Below are 17,091 nucleotides of genomic sequence, written 5' to 3'. Positions count from 1 at the left end.
TCAGACCCTACCCGGTCGGTGGCCGTGGGCCGCACAGCCGCCCCGGTGGTTCGTCCCCACCTACCGATGATGTCCCGACCTGCCTGGTCAGCGTGGATAGACGACGAACTCCGGCGGCTGCGTGCTGGTCGGGGGAACCTTGTAGTGCCGCAGGGTGAAGCCCATCATGTCGCGGAACGCCGGGCCGGCGATCGCCCCGCCGCCCCCGCCCGGGGTGTGCGCGAACACGGCGATCACGTAGCGCGGGTTCTCCGCCGGGGCCATCCCGATGAACGAGGCCACCTCGCCGGGCTGTTTCTTCCCGTCGACCAGCCGCCAGCCGGTGCCGGTCTTGCCGGCGACCCGGTAGCCGGGGATGGCGGCGGTGACGCCGGTGGCGTCCTCCACGGTGGTGACCGCCTCCAGGATGGTGCGCAGCGCCCTGGCGTTCTCCGGGCTGAGCACCGGACGGGTGACCGGCGGCTTGGCCGGGGTGCGCTTCCCCTTCGGATCGATGGTCTCCCGGACCAGTCGCGGCTGGACCCAGGTGCCGTCGTTGGCGATCGCCGCGTACACGGCGGCCATCTGCAACGGGGTGGCGTCCACGCTGTGCCCGATCGGGACCGACCCTTCCGACGACCCGCTCCACTGCGCGGGGGGCAGCAACCGGCCGGACGCCTCACCGGGCATCCCCACGTCGGTCCGTTTGCCCAGCCCGAACCGGCGTTGGTAGTCGTAGAGGCGGTCCTTGCCGAGCTGGTCGGCGATCTTGATGGTGCCGACGTTCGACGAGTACGCCATCATCCCGGCCAGGCTCATCCGCCGCCCGTCGGCCCGGTGCGTGTCGGAGAAGGCGGTGTCCCCCTTGACGATGCTGTTCTCCACCGGGAACGTCGTGTCCGGAGTGATCACCCCTTCCTGGAGCGCCGCGCCGAAGGTGACCGCCTTGTGCACCGAGCCGGGGTCGACCACGAAGCTGGTGGCCGCGTCCTCCCGGTCGGTGGGTCTGCTCTTGCGCGGGTCGGCGGCGTTGTACGTGGGGTGGCTGGCCTGGGCGAGGATCTCCCCGGTGGGGATCTCCATGATGACCGCCGCGCCGGTGCTGCCGCTGACCTGGGCCATCCGGTCGGAGAGGATCTCCTGGAACCGGTACTGCAGGTCCCGGTCGATGGTGAGCGCCAGGGAGCTGCCCGGTTTCGCCTCGGTCGTCTCCTGACGGCCGCCGGGGATCGGCGCGCTCAGGTCGCCCGCGCCGACCTCGAAGACCCGCCGGCCGTCCTCGCCGTCGAGCAGGTCGTCGTAGCGGGCCTCCAGCCCCTCCAGGCCGACCATGTCCGGGCTGGTGAAGCCGATCAGGTTGGCGGCCAGGTCGTCGCCGGGCACCTCGCGCCGCTCGTCGCGGTGGGCGCCGATGCCGGACAGCCCCAGCGCCGCGATCTTGCGCGCGGTGCCGATGTCGACGCCCCGCGCCAGGTACTCGAACTGGGAGGCCACGCCGTCCTCACGGATCCGGGGCTTCATCTTCTCGGCCAGCTCCGACTGGGGGATGCCGAGCAGCGGGGCGAGCGCCCGGGCGGCGGCCGGGACGTCCTTCACCCGGGTCGGGTCGGCGAAGACGTACCGGGCCTCGACGCTGTGCGCCAGCGTGTTGCCCCAGCGGTCGTAGATCGCTCCCCGGGGGGCCGGCAGGTCCACCGTGCGGACCTCCACGCCCGTGCCGGCGTAGGCGGGGGCCTCGACGGCCTGCAGGACGACCAGTCGGATGCCGATGACCGCGAAGAGGGTCAGGGTGAGCAGGGTGCCGAGTCGCAGCCGGCGGCCCGGGTCGGCGAGCTTCGGCGGGCGGCGCGGCTTGCGGGCCGGCCGTCGGGCGGTGGCCGGGCGGGAGGGGCGACGCCGCGGCGGCGGGGCGTCGTCGTCGGGGTCGGCGGCGCGCGGGTCGACGGTGCGGATCACCGCGGCCCGGCCGCCGGTCGGGGCGCCGCGCCGGCCGGCCCGGGCGCCGACCCGGCCGCCGTCGAGCACCTGCAACGCCGGCCGGAACGGATCGACCGTCCGGCCGCCCCGGGGGGTACGCCGCTGGTCGTCGCCGGTGGCGCGGCGGGCCGCCGCGGTGCGTTCCTCGCGTTCGGTCCGCCCGACGCCGGGCTGGCGGGCCCCGCGCTCGGTCCGGCCGGTGGCCGGTTGGCGCTCGGTCCGGCCGGTGGCCGGTTGGCGGATCGCCCGGTCGTCCCGTCCGGTGGCGGCGGCCCGGCCGGCGCGCTCCTCGCGGTCGCCCCGGCTCTCCCGGACGGTGCGGCCCCGGGGCGTGTACGCGCGGGCGTCGGAGATCCCCCCGACGCCCGGCTCGCGTGGATCGCCGCCGCGGCCCCCGGCGGCGCGTGCGGAACCGCGCCGGGCGGTCGGCGCGTCCCGGCGGGACTCCTCCGGCCCGGAACGCGACGAACCGCGCCGGGAGCCTGTGGCGTCCCGGCGCGGTTCCTCCGACCTCGGAGTCACGGGTCAGCCTCCCGTGCCCTGCTGGCTCGTGATGGCCGGCTGCCCGCCCGCCGGGCGGGGCACCCCGATCATCCGGCCGTCCGGGAGTTGGATGAAGGCCGGGTCGTCCGACTCCACCAGGCCCAGCTTGCGGGCGTTGGCGGTGAGGTTGCCCGGCGCCTCGCTCTCGGCGATGCGCTTCTTGAGCTGCTGCTCGTCGACGTCGAGTTTGGCCTGCTGCTGCTGGAGCTTCTCCAGCCGGAAGGCGTTCTCGTTGATCTTGGTGTTGACCAGCAGGATGCCGAGCACCCCGCCGACCACCAGGACCAGCACCAGCCCGACGAAAGGCGCCCGGGGCACCGACACCGGCGGCGGCGGGGCGACCCGCAGCCGCGGGGCGCCCGGACGGTCGGTCGGGTCGGGCCGCTGCGCCGGCCGCAGCGCGGCGCTGCCCTGGGTCGGGAACTCGCGCGTCCCCCGAGCGCGAGCCCCACCCTGCTGGTGGGCGTGGTCCGGCCCGGTGCGGCCGACCCCGTCCGTCGTGGCACGTGCCGCCGTGGTCCGGCCCCCCGACCGCGGTGTACGCTGCCCTCCGCCGGAGATGTCCCGGCGGTCGCGCTTGTTGACGTTCATGGTCCCTCCCCCTCTCCCTCTTCGTCGTCCGTCGCCGTGCCGTCGCCCGGAGCCGACCGCTGACCCACTGTGGAGTCGCCGGTCGCCCCCGTCCCCTGGGGCGTCCCCTGCCGTCGCCGGCGGTACCGTTCGCGGTCGGTGCCCGCCTGGCGTTCCGCGTCGGGGTCGATCCGCTCCGCGGCACGCAACCGCACCGACGCGGCCCGGGGGTTCGCCGTGACCTCCTCCTCCCCGGGCAGCTCGGCGCCCCGGCTGAGCAGCCGGAACGTCGGGCCGGTGCCGGGCAGTTCGACCGGGAGGTCGATCGGGCCCCTACTGCGGACCCGCTCGGCGAGCGCCGCCTTGGTCAGCCTGTCCTCCAGGGAGTGGTAGGACAGGACGACCATGCGGCCACCCACGGTGAGCCTGTCGAGCGCGGCTGGCAGCGCCGTCTCCAGCGCCGCCAGTTCCCTGTTTACCTCGATCCGTAAAGCCTGAAACGTTCTCTTTGCCGGGTGTCCCCCGGTTCGCCGGGCTGGCGCGGGAATGGCGTCCCGGACCAGCTCGGCCAGTCGGGCCGACGAGGTGATCCGGGACCGTTCCCGCTCCCGGATGATCGCCGAGGCGACCCGGCCGGCGAACTTCTCCTCGCCGTACACCCGCAGGAGGCGGGTCAGGTCCGGATGGGCGTAGGAGTTGACCACCTCCTCGGCGGTCGTCCCCCGGGTCTGGTCCATCCGCATGTCCAACGGGGCGTCCCGCGCGTAGGCGAACCCCCGGTCGGGCTCGTCCAGTTGCAGCGAGGAGACACCGAGGTCGAAGAGGATCCCGTCGATCGCGGGGTGGCCCAGCCGGTCGAGCACGTCGGGCAGCTCGTCGTAGACGGCGTGCACGAGGTGGACCCGGTCGGCGAACCGGGCCAGCCGCGCCCGGGCGTGGGCCAGGGCCTCGGTGTCCCGGTCGAGACCGATCAGGACGGCGCGCGGATGCGCCGTCAGCACCGCCTCGGCGTGACCGGCCAACCCCAGCGTGGCGTCGACGTGGACCGTCCGCTCCCCGCGGGCCAAAGCGGGGGCCAGCAACTCGAGACAACGCCCGAGCAGCACCGGCACGTGCGTGACGCGTAGCTCCCCCATGTCGACCCCCACTGGCGTGAACCTTCTCTCTCGTGTTGTCTGTCCCGCCGCCACGACGCCCCGTCGTACCGCCAGATCCCCATCCGCTCCCGTCCGCTCCCCGATCGCGGTCCGAGGAGACTGGATCGTGCCCCTGGCACCGGGGAAGGGGTGCCAGGAACGCCGAAGCGGCTGGAGATCTCGCAGTACGTCGGGCGTCGTCACGCCCTACAGACCGCCGGGCAACACCCCCTCGGAGATGTCGGAGAACTCCTCCTCGCTCTCGGCGAGGTAGGCGTCCCACTTGCTCCGGTCCCAGACCTCCACCCGGGTGCTCGCGCCGATCACCACGAGGTCGCGGTCGAGCTCGGCGTAGGCGCGCAGGTGGGCCGGGATGGTGACGCGGCCCTGTCTGTCGGGGACCTCGTCGTGGGCGCTGGCGAAGAAGACCCGGCTGTACGCCCGCGCGGCCTTGTGTGTCATCGGCTGCTGGCGCAACTGGTCGGCGATCCGCTGGAACTCGGGCAGCGGGAAGACGTAGAGGCAGCGCTCCTGCCCTTTGGTGATCACGACACCCCCCGCAAGCTCGTCCCGGAACCGCGCCGGAAGGATCAACCGGCCTTTGTCGTCCAGGCGTGGAGTGTGGGTGCCGAGGAACACGGCCCAAACCCCCTCGCCCTGAGCGGCGTTCGCGGCGCCGCTGACCCCCCGGGCCGGTGGGCCCTCCCGGCCTCACCATTGGGCCCCACTCTACTCCACTTCCCTCCACCTGCAACCAGAATCGCCCGCGTGGCGCGCCGCCCGGAACGACAAAACAGCACGTCAGAGGGGGTGGAGCGAAGTGGAGGGCGGAACCGGTAGATCGTCGGCGTCCGTTTCCCGACATAGATCGACTCCATCCGGGTGATCATTTTCCGACCGGCCGGAGCGCCACCGCCCGCCGCCCGGCGCGCCGCCCGCCGCCGGGTGGTCCGGTGTCCCCGCCCGAACGGTTCGCCCTCGGCGGCGATCTGACGGGCCGACCGGTCCGGTAACCTCGCTCGCGTGACGGACGCGAAGATGCCCCTGCGGGCAAAGGTGGCCAGCTCCGTGTCGCGCACGGCGGCGGCGCTGTCCCGGGCCGCCGGCCGGGGGGACGGCTCGGTGATCGGCGGATGGATCGGCCTCAAGATCGATCCGGACCTGCTGGCCCACCTCTCGGCCGGCCGGGCCATCGCCCTGGTCTCGGGCACCAACGGCAAGACCACCACCACCCGGCTCGCCGCCGCGGCGGTCGGCGTGCTCGGCACGGTCGCCACCAACTCGTTCGGCGCGAACATGCCCACCGGGCACACCTCGGCGCTGGCCAAGGCCGGCAGCACCCCGTACGCGGTGCTCGAAGTGGACGAGCACTACCTGGCCCAGGTCATGGAGGCCACCGAGCCGCACGTGGTGGCGCTGCTCAACCTCTCCCGCGACCAGCTCGACCGGGCCAAGGAGGTCGCCATGATGGCGCAGCTCTGGCGGGCCGCGCTGGTGCGGCACCCGGAGCTGCGGGTGATCGCCAACGCCGACGACCCGATGGTGGTCTGGGCCGCCACCCCGCCGGCCAGCCACGACCACCGGATCACCCCGCCCCACGTGACCTGGTTCAGCGCCGGGCAGCGCTGGCACGACGACTCCTGGGTCTGCCCGGAGTGCGGCTCGTCCATCGAGCGCTCCGGTGAGCAGTGGTGGTGCACCGGCTGCCCGCTGCGCCGCCCCCGCCCGCACTGGCTGGTCGAGGACGACGGGGTGGTCGACCCGACCGGCGCCTGGCACAAGATCGTCCTCCAGTTGCCCGGCCGGGTGAACATCGGCAACGCCGCCACCGCCCTCGCGGTGGCCGCCGAGTTCGGCGTACGCCCGGTGGACGCGGTCTCCCGGCTCGGCTCGGTGGCCTCGGTCGCCGGCCGGTACGCGCAGGTCGACCGGGACGGCCGCAACATCCGGCTGCTGCTGGCGAAGAACCCGGCGAGCTGGCTGGAGGCGTTCGACATGGCCGACCACGCCCCGACGCTGCTGTCCATCAACGCCCGCGACCCCGACGGCCTGGACACCTCCTGGCTGTTCGACGTCGACTTCGCGCCGCTGCGCGGCCGGCAGGTGCTGATCACCGGCGACCGGGCCTACGACCTGGCCGTCCGCCTCGACGTCAACGACGTGCCGTTCCAGCACGTCCGGACGTTCGACGACGCGGTCCGCAGCGTGCCCGCGGGCCGGCTGGAGGTCATCGCCAATTACACCGCGTTCCAGGACATCCGAGCGGAGTTGGACCGTGTCAACTGAGAGCCTGCGCATCGTCTGGATCTACCCCGACCTGCTCTCCACCTACGGTGACCGGGGCAACCTGCTGATCCTGGCCCGGCGGGCGATGCAGCGCGGGATGCCGGTCGAGGTCCTGGAGGTCCGCTCCGACCAGCGGCTACCCACCTCCGCCGACATCTACCTGCTCGGCGGCGGCGAGGACGGCCCGCAGGCGCTCGGCGCGCAGCGGCTGCTCGCCGACGGCGGCCTGCACCGCGCGGTCGCCCAGGGCTCGGTGGTCTTCGGGGTGTGCGCCGGCTACCAGCTCCTCGGCCGGTCGTTCTTCGCCAAGGGCACCCTGTGCCAGGGCCTGGAGCTGCTCGACCTGCAATCCGACCGGGGGCCGTCCCGGGCGGTCGGCGAGCTGGCCGGCGAGATCGACCCCCGGCTGGGCGTGCCGCCGCTGAGCGGGTTCGAGAACCACGGCGGACGCACCCACCTGGGGCCGGGGGTGGCGCCGCTGGCCCGGGTCACCGCCGGGGTCGGCAACGACGGGCAGACCGAGGGGGCCTGGCGGGGCAAGCTGCTCGGCACGTACTCGCACGGGCCGGCGCTGGCCCGCAACCCGGCCCTGGCCGACCTGCTGCTGCGCTGGGCCACCGGGGCGCACCAGCTCCCGCCGCTCGACGACACCTGGCCCGACCGGCTGCGCGCCGAACGCCACGCCGCGGTGGTCGCCGCCCGCCGGCCGTGACCGGGACGGTCCGGCGGCTGCTCGCGCAGCAGTCGGCCGTCCGCTTCGCCGCCCTGCTGCTGCTGCTCGGCGGGTTCGGTCTGCTGGTGCTCCTGGCGCCCCGACCGGAGCTGACCGAGCTGCCCCGGCACGTCGAGCGGCTCGGTGCGCTGGCCCCGGTGGCCGGCGTCGTCGGCGGGGCGGTGCTGCTGGTCGCCCTGGTGCCCCGGACCTTCGTCACCCTCGCCTCGGGCGCGCTCTTCGGGGCGCTCGAAGGGGCCGCGTACGCGCTCGGCGCGGCGCTGCTCGCCGCCGCGCTCGGCTTCGCCGTCGGCCGGGCCCTCGGCCGGGACTTCGTCTCCGAACGCGCCCGTGGCCGGCTGGCCCGCCTGGACGGCTGGTTCGCCCGGCAGAGCGTGCTCGGCGTGATGACCGTCCGGCTACTGCCGATCTCCGGCTTCGGCCTGGTCAGCTACGGGTACGGCACCACCGGCGCGCGGCTGCTGCCGTTCCTGACCGGCAGCGTGCTGGCCTCCGCGCCCACCGCCTTCGGCTACGCGGCGGTCGGCGCGGCGGCCAGCAGCCCCGACGGGATCAACTGGTACGCCGTCGCGCCCGCCGCGCTCGGGCTGATCGCCAGCGCGGCGCTGCTACGCAACTGGTGGCGGGCCGAACGGCGACGCCGCCGGGACCTGCTCGCCGGTCCGGACGCCCCGACGGACCGTTGACCGACCGACCGACCGGCCGGCCGGGCGGGCGGGCGGGCGGTCCGGCGGACGGCTGGACCGGACGGACGATCCGGCAGAGGGCTGGACCGGGCGGGCCGCCGGACGCGGGCCGGGGTGGACGGCCGGCCGGGACCGCCCGCCGCCGGCTCGTCCACGCGGCCCCGCTCCCCGGGGCGGGGCTCACCGGGGCGGGACGACGAGGGCGGCGTCGTAGGCGGCGATGACCAGGTGCACCCGGTCCCGGGCGCCGAGCTTGGTGAACAGACGGGCGACCGGCCATCGTGGCCGCCACGACGCTGCTGCTCCTGCTGCCGACCGCCGTCGACGACTCGGAGCGCTGGTCGGCGGCGCTGCGCCACGCCCTGCCGATCGCCGCCTGGCAGCGGCTGCTGGAGAGCGGGGAGCCACCGGCCTGGGTGGACGTCGCGCACCGGGGCACGGTGGGCGGCGCGTGGGCCGCGTACGCCGGGGTGGGCTGTGGTCTTCGCCCTCGTCACGGTGCTGGCGGTCCGCCGCCGGGACCCGTGACGGCGCTGCCCGCCGGGGCGCCCGGTCCGTCGTTTCCCGGACGGACCGGGCGCCCCGGCCCGTCAGGCGACCACGCTGACCATGCGGCCCTTCACCACGATCACCTTGCGGGGCGCCCTGCCGGCCAGGACGGCCGCGACCGCCTCCAGGGCCGCCGCCCGCACGGTCTCCTCGTCGGCGTCGGCGGGCGCCTCGATCCGGCCCCGGACCTTGCCGTTGACCTGCACCGGGTAGGTGACCGTCTCGGCGACCAGCAGCGCCGGGTCGGCGACCGGGAAGTCCGCGTACGCCAGCGAGCCGGCGTGCCCCAGCCGCCGCCACAGCTCCTCGGCGACGTGCGGGGCGAACGGAGCCAGCATCAGCACCAGCGGCTCGGCCACCTCACGCGGGGTCGCGCTCAGCCGGGTCAGCCCGTTGGTCAGCTCGATCAGCTTCGCGATCGCGGTGTTGAACCGGATCGCGTCCATGTCGGCGCGGACCCCGTCGATCACCCTGTGCAGCAGCCGGCGGGTGGCCTCGTCGGCCGGGGCGTCGGTGACCCGCGGCGCGCCGGTGCGCTCGTCCACCACCGTCCGCCAGACCCGCTGCAGGAAGCGGTACGAGCCGACCACGGCCCGGGTCTCCCAGGGGCGGGACACCTCCAGCGGACCCATCGACATCTCGTACACCCGGAAGGTGTCCGCCCCGTACGTCGCGCACATCTCGTCCGGGGTGACCACGTTCCGCAGCGACTTGCCCATCTTGCCGTACTCGCGGCGCACCTCGGTGTCGCCGTGGAAGTAGCGGCCGTCGCGCTCGACGACCTCCTCGGCGTTCACGTAGACGCCCCGCGGGTCGGTGTACGCGTACGCCTGGATGTAGCCCTGGTTGAACAGCTTCCGGAACGGCTCGACCGACGACACGTGGCCCAGGTCGTACAGCACCTTGTGCCAGAACCGGGCGTACAGCAGGTGCAGCACGGCGTGCTCGGAGCCGCCGACGTACAGGTCGGTGCCGCCGCAGTCGCCCTCGGCGCGCGGGCCCATCCAGTACGCCTCGTTGGCCGGGTCGACGAACCGGTCGGCGTTGGTCGGGTCCAGGTAGCGCAGCTCGTACCAGCAGGAGCCGGCCCACTGCGGCATCACGTTGGTCTCCCGGGTGTACCGCTTCGGGCCGTCACCCAGGTCCAGCTCGACCTCCACCCAGTCGCGGCGACGCGACAGCGGGGTCTCCGGGTCGCTGTCGGCGTCGGCGGGGTCGAAGGTGCGCGGGGAGAAGTCGTCGACCTCGGGCAGCTCGACCGGCAGCATCGACTCGGGCAGCGCGACCGCGTTGCCGTCGGCGTCATACACGACGGGGAACGGCTCGCCCCAGTAGCGCTGCCGGCTGAACAGCCAGTCGCGCAGCCGGTAGGTGACCGCGCCGGCGCCGTGCCCGTTGGCCTCCAGCCACTCGACGATGCGGGCCTTGGCGTCGGCGACCCCCAGGCCGTCCAGGTCCAGGCCACGGTCGGGCGCGGCGCTGTTGATCGCCGGGCCGTCCCCGGTGTACGCGGTGCCGGCGAAGCCCTCCGGTGGCTGCACGGTGCGGACGATCGGCAGGTCGAACGCCTCGGCGAAGGCCCAGTCCCGCTCGTCCTGGGCGGGCACCGCCATGATCGCGCCGGTGCCGTAGCCGGCCAGCACGTAGTCGGCGACGAAGATCGGGATCTGCGCGCCGGTGACCGGGTTGGTGGCGTACGCGCCGACGAAGACGCCGGTCTTCTCCTTCGCGTCGGCCTGCCGCTCGACGTCGGTCTTGGCCGCCGCCGCCTTCCGGTACGCCTCGACGGCGGCGCGCGGGCTGGCGTGCCCGCCGGTCCAGGCGTCCTTCGTCCCGACCGGCCAGGCCGCCGGCGCCAGCGCGTCGACCAGCTCGTGCTCGGGGGCCAGCACCAGGTAGGTGGCCCCGAAGACGGTGTCCGGGCGGGTGGTGAACACCCGGATCGGCTCCCGCCCGGCGCGGAACTCGATGTGCGCGCCGGTGGACCGGCCGATCCAGTTGCGCTGCATCAGCTTGATCGGCTCGGGCCAGTCCAGCGTGTCCAGGTCGTCGACCAGCCGGTCGCAGTACGCGGTGATCCGCATCATCCACTGCTTCAGGTTGCGCTTGAAGACCGGGAAGTTGCCGCGCTCGGAGCGGCCGTCGGCGGTGACCTCCTCGTTGGCCAGCACGGTGCCCAGCCCGGGGCACCAGTTCACCGGGGCCTCCGACACGTACGCCAGCCGGTGGTCGTCGACGATCCGGCGCTGCTGCGCGGCGGTCAGCTCGGCCCAGGGGCGGCCGTCCGGGGTGGGCCGGTCGCCGGCGGCGAACTCGGCGACCAGTTCGGCGATCGGGCGGGCCCGGCGCGCCTGTCGGTCGTACCAGGAGTTGAAGACCTGCAGGAAGATCCACTGGGTCCAGCGGTAGAAGTCGGTGTCGATGGTGGCCACCGAGCGCCGGTTGTCGTGGGCCAGGCCCAGCCGCCGCAGTTGCGCCTTGTACCGCTCGATGTTGGCCACGGTGGTGGCGCGCGGGTGGGTGCCGGTCTGCACCGCGTACTGCTCGGCGGGCAGCCCGAACGCGTCGAAGCCCATCGCGTGCAGCACGTTGCGCCCGGCCATCCGCTGGTAGCGGGCGTAGCAGTCGGTGCCGATGTAGCCCAGCGGGTGCCCGACGTGCAGACCCGCCCCGGACGGGTAGGGGAACATGTCCAGCACGTACAGCTTCTCCGCGCCGGAGCGGGGGTGCGCCGGGTCGGCCAGCGGGCCGGTCGGGTTCGGGGCGTGGAAGGTGCCCTCCCGCGCCCAGGCGTCCTGCCAACGCAGCTCGATCTCACCGGCCAGGGCCGCGGTGTACCGGAACGGGGGGATGTCGCTCGCGGCTGCCTCTGTCATGGCGTCTCTCCTCGTTCCGCTGCGTGGATCGCACGGGATGTCACAGGTCGGTTCCGGCCGGCAGGCACAAAAAAGCCCCTCGCGCAGGAGGGGCGGCCGTGCTGTCGCGTCAGCGCGTCAGCACGGCTCGGTAAGGAGCAGACCGGCCACGGACATGCCCCGCAGTCTACCGCCGCCGCTGCCGCGACGGTAACCAGGTTCGTGGGGCCACCACGCCCTGATCGGGGGTAACTGGCGGACTACCTGCCGCGTTCGGCGGAAGCGGGAATCATGGTTAGCCTGAGATGGCAGTTGTTCCTGCGGCGGACGAGGCTCGCACGGCGCGAACCCCACGGCGGGTCCAGGTGCTCTCTACAGGGCGGCCGTCAGGCGACGAGGAGGAGACCCGTTGACACAACAGACCTGGGACGAGGTGGGTGGCGTCCTGCCGCACGACGAGTTCCACGCCGCCAGCGAAGCCATCGTCACCAACATCCAGCAGGTCATCGAGGGTAAGACGGCGACCGTGCGGCTCGCCCTCGCCGTCCTGCTCGCCGAGGGGCACCTGCTCATCGAGGACGTCCCCGGCGTCGGCAAGACCAAGCTCGCGAAGGCGCTCGCCCGATCCATCGACTGCTCGGTACGGCGCATCCAGTTCACCCCCGACCTGCTGCCCAGCGACGTGACCGGGGTCAGCGTCTACAACCAGGAGACGCACGACTTCGAGTTCCGGCCCGGCGCGGTCTTCGCCAACCTGGTCGTCGGCGACGAGATCAACCGGGCCTCCCCGAAGACCCAGTCCGCCCTGTTGGAGTGCATGGAGGAGCGGCAGGTCACCGTCGACGGCGTCACCTACCAGCTCCAGACCCCGTTCATGGTGATCGCCACCCAGAACCCGATCGAGATGGAGGGGACGTACCCGCTGCCCGAGGCGCAGCGGGACCGGTTCACCGCCCGGATCGCCATGGGTTACCCCGGCCCCGACGCCGAGCTGGCCATGCTCGACGGGCACGGCGCCGTCGACCCGCTGCGCGAGCTGCGTCCGGTCTGCGACGCGGCGATCGTCCGGCAACTCATCGCCACGGTCCGCGAGGTGCACGTCGCCGACGCGGTCAAGCAGTACGCGATCGACCTGGTGACCGCCACCCGGGAAGCCCCCGACCTGCGGCTTGGCGCGTCCCCCCGGGCCACGCTGCAACTGCTGCGCACCTCCCGCGCGGTCGCCGCGCTGGAGGGCCGCGACTACGTCCTCCCCGACGACCTGCAGGCCCTAGCGGTGCCGGTGCTCGCGCACCGGATCATCCCGACCGCCGACGCCCAACTGGCCCGGCGCACCACCGACGCGATCGTCTCCGAGCTGGTGCACCGGCTGCCCGTGCCGCAGGAGCGTCGACGCTCGCCCTACGACACCCGGCCGACGACGGACAACGGCCACTCCGCGTACGAGCCCCGGAGGCGGTGAGGCGTGCGCGACGGGCTGCGCGGGCTGACCACCCGGGGACGGTCGTTCCTGGCCGCCGCGGTCGCCGCGGCGATCTCGGCGGTCATCCTCGGCGAGCGGGACCTCCTCCGGGTGGCGGTGCTGCTGGCCGTGCTGCCGCTGCTCGCCGCCGCCTACGTCGGGCGCAGCCGCTACAAGCTGGCCTGCGTGCGCTCGCTGGATCCGCACCGGGCCCCGGTCGGGGCCAGCTCCCGGGTGGTGCTGCGCCTGCAGAACATGTCCCGCCTGCCCACCGGCACGCTGCTGCTGGAGGACCGCCTGCCCTACGCGCTGGGCAGCCGCCCCCGGGTGGTGCTGGAGCGCCTCGGCGGCTACCAGGCCAGCTCGGTGGCGTACACGGTCCGCGCCGACGTGCGCGGCCGGTACGAGGTGGGGCCGCTCGGCGTCCGGATGACCGACCCGTTCGGGCTCTGCGAGCTGAGCCGGGCCTTCCCCAGCACCGACCGGCTCACGGTGATCCCGCAGGTCACCGCCCTGCCGTCGATCCGGCTCCCCGGCGAGTACGCCGGCAGCGGCGACAGCCGGGCCCGCTCGGTGGCGGTGCACGGCGAGGACGACGCGGCGACCCGGGAGTACCGGATGGGTGACGACCTGCGCCGGGTGCACTGGAAGTCCACCGCCCGCACCGGCGAGCTGATGGTGCGCCGCGAGGAGCAGCCGTGGGAGAGCCGCGCCACGGTGGTGCTGGACACCCGCGCGTACGGCCACCGGGGCGACGGGCCGACGGCGAGCTTCGAGTGGGCGGTGTCGGCCACCGCGAGCATCGCCACCCACCTGCGGCAGGCCGGCTACAAGCTGCGCCTGGTCACCGGCTCCGGGGCGGACGTGGACGCCACCGAGGTCGCCGGGGACGGCGTCCTCCTCGACCACCTCGCCGAGGTCCGGCTCGACCAGCGCGGCGAGCTCGCCTCCCTGGTCGAACGGGTCCGCCAGCGCTCCGACGGCGGGCTGATCATCGCGGTGCTCGGCGCGCTGGGCACCGCCGAGGCCGAATTGCTGGCCGCGTTGCGCGCCAACGGGGCCACCTGCGTGGCCTTCCTGTTGGACAGCTCGACCTGGCTGAACCTGCCGGCCAAGGCCCGGGCCGAGGCCGAGCAGGCGCACGCCACCGCCGCGCTCGCCCTGCTGCAGAGCGGGTGGCGGGTGATCGGTGTCGACCACGGCAGCCAGCTTCCGGCGCTCTGGCCGCAGGCCGCCCGCGGCTCGCAGGGTTTCGCCCTGCGGGCCGCGCTCGCCGAGACGGTGGCCGGGGGCGTCAAATGAGGGGACTCCAGTGATCGCGAACCGCAGTCTCGGGCTGGTGGCGGCGGTGGCCACGCTGCTGGCCGCCGCGCCCCTGTCGGCGATCTTCCAGCGTTGGACGTGGCTGGTCCAGGCCACCATCGCCGTCGCGGTGGTGGCCGGGGTGGCCGCGCTGCTGCGGATGGTCCGGGCCCCGCTGTGGGGGCAGGCGCTGGGCATGACGGCCGGGCTGCTGCTCGCGCTGACCTGGATGTTCCCCGGCGGCGGCGAGCTCGCCGGCGTGCTGCCCACCCCGACCACCCTCGGCTACTTCGGTGAGCTGGTCGGCGGCTCGGTACAGGACATGCGCTCGTACGGGGTCAAGGTGCCCGACACCGAGCCCCTGCTGTTCATCACCGTGCTCGGGGTCGGCTCGGTGGCGGTGCTGGTCGACCTGCTCGTCGTCGGGCTGCGCCGACCGGCCCTGGCCGGGCTGCCCATGCTCGCCATCTACTCGGTGCCGGTCGCCGTGTACGTCGACAGCGTTCCCCCGGTGCCGTTCGTGATCGGCGCGGCCGGCTACCTGTGGCTGCTGGTCAGCGACAACATCGACCGGGTGCGCCGGTTCGGTCGCCGGTTCACCGGTGACGGCCGCGACGTCGACGTGTGGGAGTCGTCCCCGCTGGCCAGCGCCGGCCGGCGGCTGGCCGTGGTCGGGGTGGTCGCCGCGGTGCTCGTGCCGCTGGCCGTGCCGGGTATGACCAGCGGGCTGCTGGACCGCCTGCATCAGGGCACCGGCAACGGCGCCGGCGGCACCGGGGTCGGCGGCAACTCCGGCCGGGTGGACCTGTTCGCCGCGCTCAGCGGGCAGCTCAACCAGTCCGAGGTGGCCGACCTGGTGAAGGTCACCACCAACGAGCCCGACCCGTTCTATCTGCGTTTCGGCGTGGCCGACGAGCTGCGCCCGGACGGGTTCCGGGTCCGCAACCCCGCCGGCCGGCCGGTCGACCGGGACCTGCCCGACCCGACCCGCGAGGTCGACGACGACGTCCGGCACCGGCGCTACCAGGCCCGGGTGGAGGTCACCGACGATCTCGACATGCGGTTGATGCCGGTCTACGCCGATCCGGTGCGGGTCGACGGTCTCAACGGCAACTGGCTCTACGACTCGAACCTCCAGGTCGTCTTCTCCAAGCGGGAGAGCTCCCGGGGCAAGCGGTACGAGTTCGACTACGTGCGCGCCCGCTACACCCCCGAGCTGCTGCGCCGGGCGGAGTCCCTGCCCCCCGACGACGGGTTGGTGCAGCGGCTCACCGACACCCCGCAGGCCCCCGAGGTGGACGATCTGGTCGACGGCCTCGTCGCGGACGAGGACAACGACTACGACCGGGTCCGGGCGATCTACGACCACTTTTCGGTGTCCAACGGGTTCAGCTACTCGCTGCGCACCGAGGGCGGCACCAGCGGCAAGGACATCGTCGACTTCCTGACCAACAAGGTCGGCTTCTGCCAGCAGTACGCCGCCGCGATGGCCTGGATGGTCCGGGCGGCCGGCATCCCGGCCCGGGTGGCGTTCGGCTTCACCAACGGCACCAGCCGGGACGAGGACAGCTACGTCCTGACCAACCGGAACCTGCACGCCTGGACCGAGGTCTACTTCGACGGGTTCGGCTGGGTGCCGTTCGACGCCACCCCGGCGTACGGGGTGCCGGGCAACACCCGGTCGGACTGGGCGCCGGACATCGACGCGCCCGATCCGAGCGCCCCCTCCGCCGGGGCCACGCCGCTGCCCGGCGGGGCAGACCCGTCGTCCGGCCCGACCGGCCCGGACGACCCCGACCGCAACATCGACGAGGGGTTGGTCCCCAACGCGGACGCCCCGACGCGGCAGGCCCCGGCGTGGCCGTGGTGGACGGCGGCCGGCATCCTCGTCCTGCTGGGGCTGCTGGCCCTGCCGGCGCTGCGACGGGTGGCCCTGCGGCGGCGGCGCAGCGCTCCGCCACCCGCCGCGCCGGTCACGCCGACGGTGGCCGGGGCCGTCGGCTCGGACGACTCGGCCGGCCGGATGGTGATCCTCGGCGCGGACGCCGACCAGGCCCGCGCGTTGGCCCACGCCGCGTGGAACGAGCTGCTCGACACCCTGCTCGACTACCGGGTACGGGTGGACCGCACCGAGACGCCCCGGGCGACCGCCGAGCGGCTGGCCAGGGAGGCTCTCGCGCAGGACGACCCGGCCGCCTCGGCGGCCCGGCTGCTCGGCCGGGCCGAGGAGCGGGCCCGCTACGCGCGGGATCCGTTGGCCGGCGGGGAGCTGCCGGGGGCCCTCGGCACGGTCCGCCGCGCCCTGGGCGCGCAGGCCGACCGCCGGACCCGGTTCGTCGCGACCACGTTGCCGCCGTCGGTGCTGCTGCGCTGGCGTACCGCCCTCACGGACACGTCGACCCGCCTGGTGACGGCGACCGGTCGGCTCCGGACCCGCCTGCTGCGCTGGAACCCCCGACGACTGCTGGCCGGCCGACCGGCCCGCTGACCGACCCCGGTCCCGCCCGGTCCCGACCTGACCGCCGGCACACCGTCGGCCGCCCACCCGCCGTCGGCCGCACGCCGCCGGGCCGCAACGCCCACCGTCGGCCGCACGCCGCCGGGCCGCAACGCCCACCGTCGGCCGCCCACCCACCGTCGGCCGCCCACCCACCGTCGGCCGCCCACCCACCGTCGGCCGCCTACCCGCCGCGCCCGTCCGCCGGTCACCTGGCCGTCGGGCCGGCGCCCCACCCGACCCTGCCCCGGCTCCACATCCCTGAAGATGGCCTTTCCTCCGCAGGCGACCGCGCGATTTCCTGGATACGGAGCCGGGCACGGGCAGGCCGTCATGGCCGGCCGGGCACGGGCAGGCCGTCATCGCCGGCCGGGCACGGGCAGGCCGTCATCGCCGGCCGGGCACGGGCAGGCCGTCATCGCCGGCCGGGCACGGGCAGGCCGTCATCGCCGGCCGGGCACGGGCAGGCCGTCATCGCCGGCCGGGCACGGGCAGGCCGTCATCGCCGGCCGGGCA

At 74.4% G+C, this 17,091-nt stretch carries 11 protein-coding genes; 6 read left to right on the top strand and 5 right to left on the bottom strand.

The window, feature by feature from the left end; translation table 11 throughout:
* Nucleotides 1-87: 87 nt before the first annotated feature.
* From O7606_RS01020 to mraZ, 4 genes are all read right to left on the bottom strand, one after another.
* Nucleotides 88-2,310, bottom strand: coding sequence for a penicillin-binding transpeptidase domain-containing protein (locus O7606_RS01020; protein WP_348651150.1), 2,223 nt, complete (start codon nt 2,308-2,310; stop codon nt 88-90).
* Between the two features lie 171 nt (nt 2,311-2,481).
* A complete protein-coding gene (locus O7606_RS01015) occupies nt 2,482-3,090 on the bottom strand; it encodes a hypothetical protein (RefSeq protein WP_281597087.1) in 609 nt (202 codons plus the stop codon).
* Nucleotides 3,087-4,205, bottom strand: a complete 1,119-nt coding sequence (rsmH, locus tag O7606_RS01010) for a 16S rRNA (cytosine(1402)-N(4))-methyltransferase RsmH (protein ID WP_281599428.1) — start codon at nt 4,203-4,205, stop codon at nt 3,087-3,089. The genes O7606_RS01015 and rsmH overlap by 4 nt, the downstream gene beginning before the upstream one ends.
* Before the next feature lie 207 nt (nt 4,206-4,412).
* Entirely contained in the window at nt 4,413-4,844 is a 432-nt protein-coding gene (gene mraZ / locus O7606_RS01005; RefSeq protein WP_281597086.1) for a division/cell wall cluster transcriptional repressor MraZ, read from the bottom strand.
* Nucleotides 4,845-5,243: 399 nt separating this feature from the next.
* Here mraZ and O7606_RS01000 point away from each other — a divergent pair, with 399 nt between their 5' ends.
* The 3 genes from O7606_RS01000 to O7606_RS00990 are packed head-to-tail and all read left to right on the top strand — an operon-like array spanning nt 5,244 to nt 7,910.
* Entirely contained in the window at nt 5,244-6,491 is a 1,248-nt protein-coding gene (locus tag O7606_RS01000) for a MurT ligase domain-containing protein (protein WP_281599427.1), read from the top strand.
* Nucleotides 6,481-7,203 (top strand): glutamine amidotransferase, encoded by a 723-nt coding sequence (locus O7606_RS00995; RefSeq protein WP_281597085.1) that lies wholly within the window; start codon nt 6,481-6,483, stop codon nt 7,201-7,203. The genes O7606_RS01000 and O7606_RS00995 overlap by 11 nt, the downstream gene beginning before the upstream one ends.
* On the top strand, nt 7,200-7,910 hold the full coding sequence (locus O7606_RS00990) for a VTT domain-containing protein (protein WP_281597083.1): 711 nt from the start codon (nt 7,200-7,202) through the stop codon (nt 7,908-7,910). Before O7606_RS00995 ends, O7606_RS00990 begins: the two co-directional genes overlap by 4 nt.
* A gap of 590 nt (nt 7,911-8,500) precedes the next feature.
* Here the strand turns inward: O7606_RS00990 and leuS are convergent.
* Nucleotides 8,501-11,335 (bottom strand): leucine--tRNA ligase, encoded by a 2,835-nt coding sequence (leuS, locus tag O7606_RS00985; protein ID WP_281597082.1) that lies wholly within the window; start codon nt 11,333-11,335, stop codon nt 8,501-8,503.
* Between the two features lie 388 nt (nt 11,336-11,723).
* On the opposite strand from leuS, the gene O7606_RS00980 reads away from it, so the two are divergent.
* Genes O7606_RS00980 through O7606_RS00970 form a run of 3 tightly spaced genes read left to right on the top strand, consistent with a single transcriptional unit; the run spans nt 11,724 to nt 16,566 of the window.
* Nucleotides 11,724-12,776 (top strand): MoxR family ATPase, encoded by a 1,053-nt coding sequence (locus O7606_RS00980; protein WP_281597081.1) that lies wholly within the window; start codon nt 11,724-11,726, stop codon nt 12,774-12,776.
* A gap of 3 nt (nt 12,777-12,779) precedes the next feature.
* Nucleotides 12,780-14,078, top strand: a complete 1,299-nt coding sequence (locus O7606_RS00975) for a DUF58 domain-containing protein (protein ID WP_281597079.1) — start codon at nt 12,780-12,782, stop codon at nt 14,076-14,078.
* 10 nt (nt 14,079-14,088) lie between these two features.
* On the top strand, nt 14,089-16,566 hold the full coding sequence (locus O7606_RS00970; protein WP_281597078.1) for a transglutaminaseTgpA domain-containing protein: 2,478 nt from the start codon (nt 14,089-14,091) through the stop codon (nt 16,564-16,566).
* The last annotated feature ends 525 nt before the right edge of the window (nt 16,567-17,091 follow it).

It is taken from the genome of Micromonospora sp. WMMD882 (assembly GCF_027497255.1).
Classification (GTDB): domain Bacteria; phylum Actinomycetota; class Actinomycetes; order Mycobacteriales; family Micromonosporaceae; genus Micromonospora.
This window is presented reverse-complemented; position numbering and strand designations above follow the sequence as displayed.